General features: G+C 37.5%; 2 protein-coding genes. Both read left to right on the forward strand.

Annotation, left to right across the window (positions count from 1 at the left end):
• Positions 1–4402: MG2 domain-containing protein (locus PHP31_09660; protein MDD3739542.1), on the forward strand; the 4402-nt coding region annotated here is incomplete at its 5' end.
• Between the two features lie 6 nt (positions 4403–4408).
• Entirely contained in the window at positions 4409–6778 is a 2370-nt protein-coding gene (pbpC, locus tag PHP31_09665) for a penicillin-binding protein 1C (GenBank protein ID MDD3739543.1), read from the forward strand.
• The last annotated feature ends 9 nt before the right edge of the window (positions 6779–6787 follow it).

Raw genomic sequence — 6787 nt, forward strand, 5'->3', positions numbered from 1 at the left:
TGAACTACGTCGCTTTGGAAGATTGGTTATGAAAAAACGTATCAGACTTGATGAAGATAAGAGTCTTGATTTGAGCAAGCCAAACACCTTCGACTTAGACCTTTCGACAATGTTTAACCAAGATCCGGGAGCATTGTACATGGTAAAATTATCAATGAAACACGAGTATTCTGCATATCCTTGTGCAGGCTCAAATCCGCGTACGATTGAAGATAATAAAAACCAAGGTTCTTTTTCAAATATTACTGAAGAAGAAAATGCTGTTTGGGATGTGCAAAGCTCTTATTATTACGAATATACCGATTGGGACGATTACAATTGGGAAGAAAGCGACGACCCATGCAAACCTTCATTTTATATTGGCTCGGGCACATCTGTGCAAAAAGTATTAATGGCTTCGAATATCGGAATTATTGCAAAACTCTCTGATAATAACACTGTTACAGTAGCGGTTACTGATATAGTTACAACCAATCCAATTTCGGGAGCAAGTGTTAAACTTTATAATTATCAACTTCAGGAAATAGGAAGCGGAAAAACCAACAGCGACGGACTTGTTGATATTGAGTTTGAATACAGTCAGCCGTTTGTTATTTCGGCAACCAAAGGTGATGATATTGGATACCTTGACATGAAAAACGAATCTTCATTGTCGTTGAGCCGTTTCCAAGTTGATGGCAAACAATTGCAAAAAGGACTTAAAGGTTATATCTACGGTGAAAGAGGAATCTGGCGTCCCGGAGATACAATTCACCTCACTTTTATTCTTGAAGATAAAGAGAAAAAACTTCCGAAATCTCACCCCGTTGTGCTTGAAGTTTATACACCTTTCAGACAACTTTACCACAGAGAAGTGCAAACCGAAGGCGTAAACGGATTTTATAATTTCAAATTTGCAACCGATCCGTCTGTAACAACCGGAACATGGCAATCGTATATTAAAGTTGGAGGCGCTAGTTTTTACAAAGCTCTTAATATTGAAACCATTAAACCTAACAGGTTGAAAATCAACTTAGTTTGCGATTCTATTATTAATGCGAGTAAAAATATATTTTCGGGCAGACTTAATGTTCAATGGTTGCATGGCTCTCCGGCAGTTAATTTAAAATCGGAGGTGGAATTAACTTTATCAAAGACAAGCAGACCATTTCCTGCATACAAAGATTACGAATTTAATAATCCATTAATTAAATTCAGTGATGCAACATATACGGTTTACGATGGCTTACTCAATTCAGCAGGTTCGGCGCAAATTAGCACCAAATTAGCAATGTCGGAAAATGCTCCCGGTATGCTTAAAGGTAATATTCTATCAAAAGTTTACGAAGCCGGCGGAGATATGAGTTTCTACTCTCAATCGGTAATGTACTCTCCGTATTCATCATACGTTGGAATAAAAACTCCGAGAAATGGCAACAGTAGATATTTGGAAACCGACAAGCCAATAGTTTTCGATATTGCAACTCTTAATATGTACGGAGAAAAAGTTAGCAGAAACCAATTGGAGTACAAGGTTTACAAACTAAAATGGAGTTGGTGGTGGAGTACTTCGTACGAAAACTTAAGTTCATACACAAATAATACAGCTGTTGTACCACTTGCAACCGGAACAATATCTACACAAAACGGAGTAGGTAAGGTTAACTTTCAGGTAGATTATCCGGAGTGGGGAAGATACCTGATTCTTGTAAAAGACCCTGTTAGCGGACATACCGCTGGTGATATTTTTTATGTAGATTGGCCCGACTGGAGAGGAAAATCTGCTAAAACCGACCCCGAAGGTTTGACAATGCTCTCATTTTCAACCGATAAAGAGACCTACAAAGTAGGCGAAGAAGTTAACGTTATAATTCCAAAAAGTTCAAACGGTAGAGCTCTTGTCAGCTTAGAAAAAGGTTCTAGAGTCTTCAGCAAGCAATGGGTTAAAACTTCCGATACGGAAGACACAAAGTATACCTTTAAAGTTACAGATGAAATGACTCCTAACATTTACATCTTCATTTCATTGCTTCAACCACATAGTCAAACTTCTAACGACTTGCCAATCAGGCTTTATGGCGTTGTAAATATCAACGTTGAAAATGATAACAGCAAGTTATCGCCTAAAATTGCAATGCCTGACGAATTAAAACCTGAAACGGATTTTGATGTTACAATTTCTGAAACAAACGGTAAACCAATGACTTACACTCTTGCAGTTGTTGATGAAGGTTTGTTGGATATTACAGGATTCAGAACTCCCAACGCTTGGAGCGAATTTTACAGCAAAGAAGCGTTAAGCGTTCGTACTTGGGACTTATTCGATAAAGTTATCGGTGCTCATGGTTTGGCAGTTGGACCACTACTCAACATAGGTGGAGACGAAGCTCTTAAAGGCTCAAGCAACAAAGTTAACAGATTTAAACCTGTTGTCAGATTTATAGGACCATTCACCGTTAAGGCTAACGGGAAAAACACTCATAAAATTACAATGCCGCAATATGTTGGTTCAGTCAGAGTTATGGTTGTTGCCGGCTATGAGGGTGCATACGGAAGTGCAGAAAAAACAGTTCCTGTTAAAAATGCACTGATGACAATCTCTACATTGCCAAGAGTTTTAGGACCTAAAGAAGAAGTGCTATTACCTGTAAACGTTTTTGCTATGAGTCCGCATGTTAAAAATGTAACTGTTTCGGTAGAAACCGAAGGATTGCTGAAAGCGACAGATGGAAGTTCGCAGCAAGTTACATTTAATAATACAGGCGATAAAATATTGTACTTCAAATTAAAATCTTCGGCAAAAACAGGCGTTGAGCAAGTTAGAATCAAAGCAACGGGTGGAGGCGAGTCTTCTAACGAAGTTATTAATATTGAAATTAGAAATCCAAATCCGCCTACTGTTAAAAGTCAAGGAATGTTTATCGACGCAAACTCTACGGTAACGTTAAACGTAAAAACCGATGAAGTTTCGCCTTACGACTGGACTAAACTTGAAGTTTCTCGTTTCCCTTCGGTAAACTTAACTAAAAACTACAATTACTTGCTTGATTGTGAGTTTACCAGCAGCGAACACTTGACTTCCAGAGCGTTCCCGCTATTATACATCGATAAGTTTGATAAAATAAGTGATGATGATAAGAAGAAATACGATGAAATTATTACACAAAGTATCAAAAACTTATCGTTAAGACAATTATCGGACGGCGGATTTAAGTTCTGGTCAACAAACACTTATTCAAACGAATGGATTTCGACTTACGCCGGGCACTTTTTAGTTGAAGCTAAAAATAAAGGCTACGATGTTCCTAATAAGATTTTGAATAATTGGGCGAAATATCAGCAAAAACTTGCACGCAACTGGACACATACTACTACCTCGACAAGTTATTATAGTATAAATATGACTGAATTGCAACAGTCATACCGTCTATACACACTTGCGCTACACGGAAAAGCAGAACAAGGTGCAATGAACCGAATGAAAGAAATTAAAGACTTGTCATTGCAAGCTAAATGGCGTCTTGCAGCAGCTTACGCTATTATTAATAAAACCAAAATTGCAAACGATATTGTTTTTAAATTAGATGATAAAGTCAGCGATTACGAAAGCAATAATAATACTTACGGAAGCTCGACTAGAGACCATGCAATGATAATGGAAACATACTTGCTACTCGGTAAAACCGATAAAGCTATGGAACTTGCATTTAGCGTATCCGACAGGTTGTCATCTAATTACGCATCTTCGCAAGAAACAGCGTTCGGACTTATTGCTATGGCAAAATTAGCTGACAAAATGGGACAGGGAAATATAAATGCTGAGTGGACTGTTAACGACAAGAAAATGAAAGATATTCACACTCCTAAACCGTTCTATCAGCATAGTATTAATCCCGATACAAGTATTACTGTTCAAATTACCAACAAAGGAAACAATAAGATATTTGCAAGACTAACTTCGCAAACTATTCCTATTGAAGACGATTTCGTTCCTGAAAACACTTCGTTAAATCTTACGGTTACATATACCGATAAACTCGGTAAACCGATAGATATTACAAAACTAAAACAAGGTACGGAGTTCACTGCTACTGTTACTATAGAAAACACTTCGCACTTTAATTTTAACAATGTTGTGCTTGCACAAATATTCCCATCGGGTTGGGAAGTGTATAATGAAGGTTTAATGAGCAGTACATATAACAATGACCGCAATTCTTACTATATAAATCACAGAGACTTCCGCGACGATAGGGTTCTGACTTATTTTGACATATATTCAGGCAAAAAAATACAAGTTTCGGTTAATTTGCAAGCAGCATATCGTGGTAAGTATTATTTGCCTGCTACTGTTTGTCAAGTGCTTTATAATCCTACTGAGCAAGGTAGAAGTCAAGGAAAGTGGGTAGAAGTTGTCAACTAATATGAAATGCTACGGTTTTTTAAAAACTTATATGGTAGATTTTTAAAACTAGGATATTTTTCTAAAATATGCATAGTAACATTTTTGGTACTTTTCTTAATATATGTGTTTGCACTGCCTTCAAAATTGTTCGAGGTACCGTACACGACTACGGTACTCGACAATGAAGGCAACTTGCTTGGTGCACGTATTGCTACCGACGGTCAGTGGCGTTTCCCGATAAGCGAAGAAGTTCCGGATAAATATAAAACCTGTGTTATTCAGTTCGAAGACAGATACTTTTTATATCATCTCGGTGTCAATCCATTTGCAATGGGAAGAGCATTGTATCAAAATATTAAAGAAGGCAGAATTGTAAGCGGTGGCAGTACCATAACCATGCAGACCGCTAGATTGATGCGAAAAAACAAACCGCGGACTTACTTCGAAAAGTTTATAGAAATAATTCTTTCTACAAGATTAGAATTAAAATATTCCAAAAAAAGCATTCTGGCACTTTACGCATCGCATGCACCAATGGGTGGAAATACCGTTGGAATAGAAGCTGCGGCTCACAGGTATTTCGGACATAATTCCAACATGTTATCGTGGGCAGAAGCTGCAACTTTAGCTGTGCTACCAAATTCGCCATCGCTGATGCACTTTGGAAAGAATAGGGATAAGTTGTTAGCCAAAAGAAATAAACTCCTTAAAACCCTTCTAGATAGGGAATACATAAGCAACGACGATTACCAACTTGCTATCTCGGAGCCTTTACCCGACGAGCCACAAAATATGCCACAAATTGCACCGCATTTGCTTATAACTTCATACAAAAAGTATCCTGGTAAAACAACCAAAACCACCATAGATAAACACCTGCAAATTAATGCTGATGAAATTTTAAAAAGGTGGAACGACGAATTTGCACAAAACGATATAATGAACATAGCTTCACTTATTGTTGATGTTGAGAAAAACGAAGTTTTAGCTTACAACGGAAACGTTGATTTTTTTAGCAATGTGGCTTCAAATCAGGTTGATATAATTTTTTCCGACCGCAGTACAGGAAGTATTTTAAAGCCTTTTCTTTACTGTGCCATGCTGCAAGAAGGAAAGTTATTACCCGACGAAATTATTGCCGACGTACCTATTAACATTGGTGGTTTTACTCCTAAGAACTTTAACTTGCAATATCAAGGTGCTGTTGCTGCTTCCGATGCGTTAGCAAGGTCGCTCAACGTGCCGGCAGTTGTAGCTTTACGCAAATATGGAATAATCAACTTTTATCAATTGCTAAAAAAGTCGGGTATGACGACGCTTAACAATCCTGCATCACATTACGGTTTGTCGTTAATTCTTGGCGGAGCCGAAGGCAAACTTTGGGAAGTTGCCAATATCTATGCTTACATGGCAAAAAATCTGAACAATTTCAACAAGTATAATAAATACTTCGAAAACGTAGATTTTACTTGGGAATATTCCGATAAAGAAACAAAAAACACTCCAACGGATTATCCCTTATACAATGCCGGAGCTATTTGGGCTACATTTGAGACTTTAACCAACTTAAATCGTCCCGAAGAAATAGATTGGCAGTTTATTCCTTCTATCAGAAAAATAGCATGGAAAACAGGCACGAGCTACGGCTACAGAGATGGCTGGTCTGTTGGTGTAACACCTAAATATTTGGTTGCTGTTTGGGTAGGAAATGCCAGCGGAGAAGGTCGTCCTGGACTTACAGGTGCTAGAACTGCTGCCAGAGTTATGTTCGATTTGTTTAACATTTTACCCAATACTTCTTGGTTCGATATTCCATATCAGGAACTTACCGAAGCTGAAATTTGTTCAAATAGCGGTCATTTAAAAGGATTAAATTGTCCTGAAAGTTCAGTGGTTAAAAAATTTATACCCAAAAAAGGTATCAATACCGAAACCTGTCCATATCACAGAAAAATACACGTCTCCAACGACGAAAAATATATGGTTTACGAAAATTGTACAGGAGATAGGGGAATAAAGCCTGTATCGTGGTTTGTTTTGCCACCCATATGGGAATGGTACTACAAACAGCATAATCCAAATTATAAATCTTTGCCGCCGTATTCGCCGGAATGTTCCAAGAGTGATTACAAACAAGTTATGGAGTTTATTTATCCGTTTCCTAACTCAAAAATTAAACTACAAAAACAAATGGATGGAAGTAAAGGAAAAGTTATTTTGGAAATAGCTCACAGAAATCCCCAAAGCACTATTTATTGGCATCTTAACGATATGTTTTTGGGCGAAACCACTGATATTCATCAATTTGAAATTTCTCCTGATAAAGGTAAACATAAATTAACCGTTGTTGATAACGAGGGAAACTTTAATAGTATAAATTTTATAATCGAATAAAACTGAAAA

The organism is Lentimicrobiaceae bacterium (assembly GCA_028697555.1).
In the GTDB taxonomy this organism is placed as follows: domain Bacteria; phylum Bacteroidota; class Bacteroidia; order Bacteroidales; family UBA4417; genus UBA4417.

Coding starts and splice junctions, on each gene's coding strand:
- pbpC (MDD3739543.1), top strand. CDS start 4,409: ATGCTACGGTTTTTTAAAAACTTATATGGTAGATTTTTAAAACTAGGA.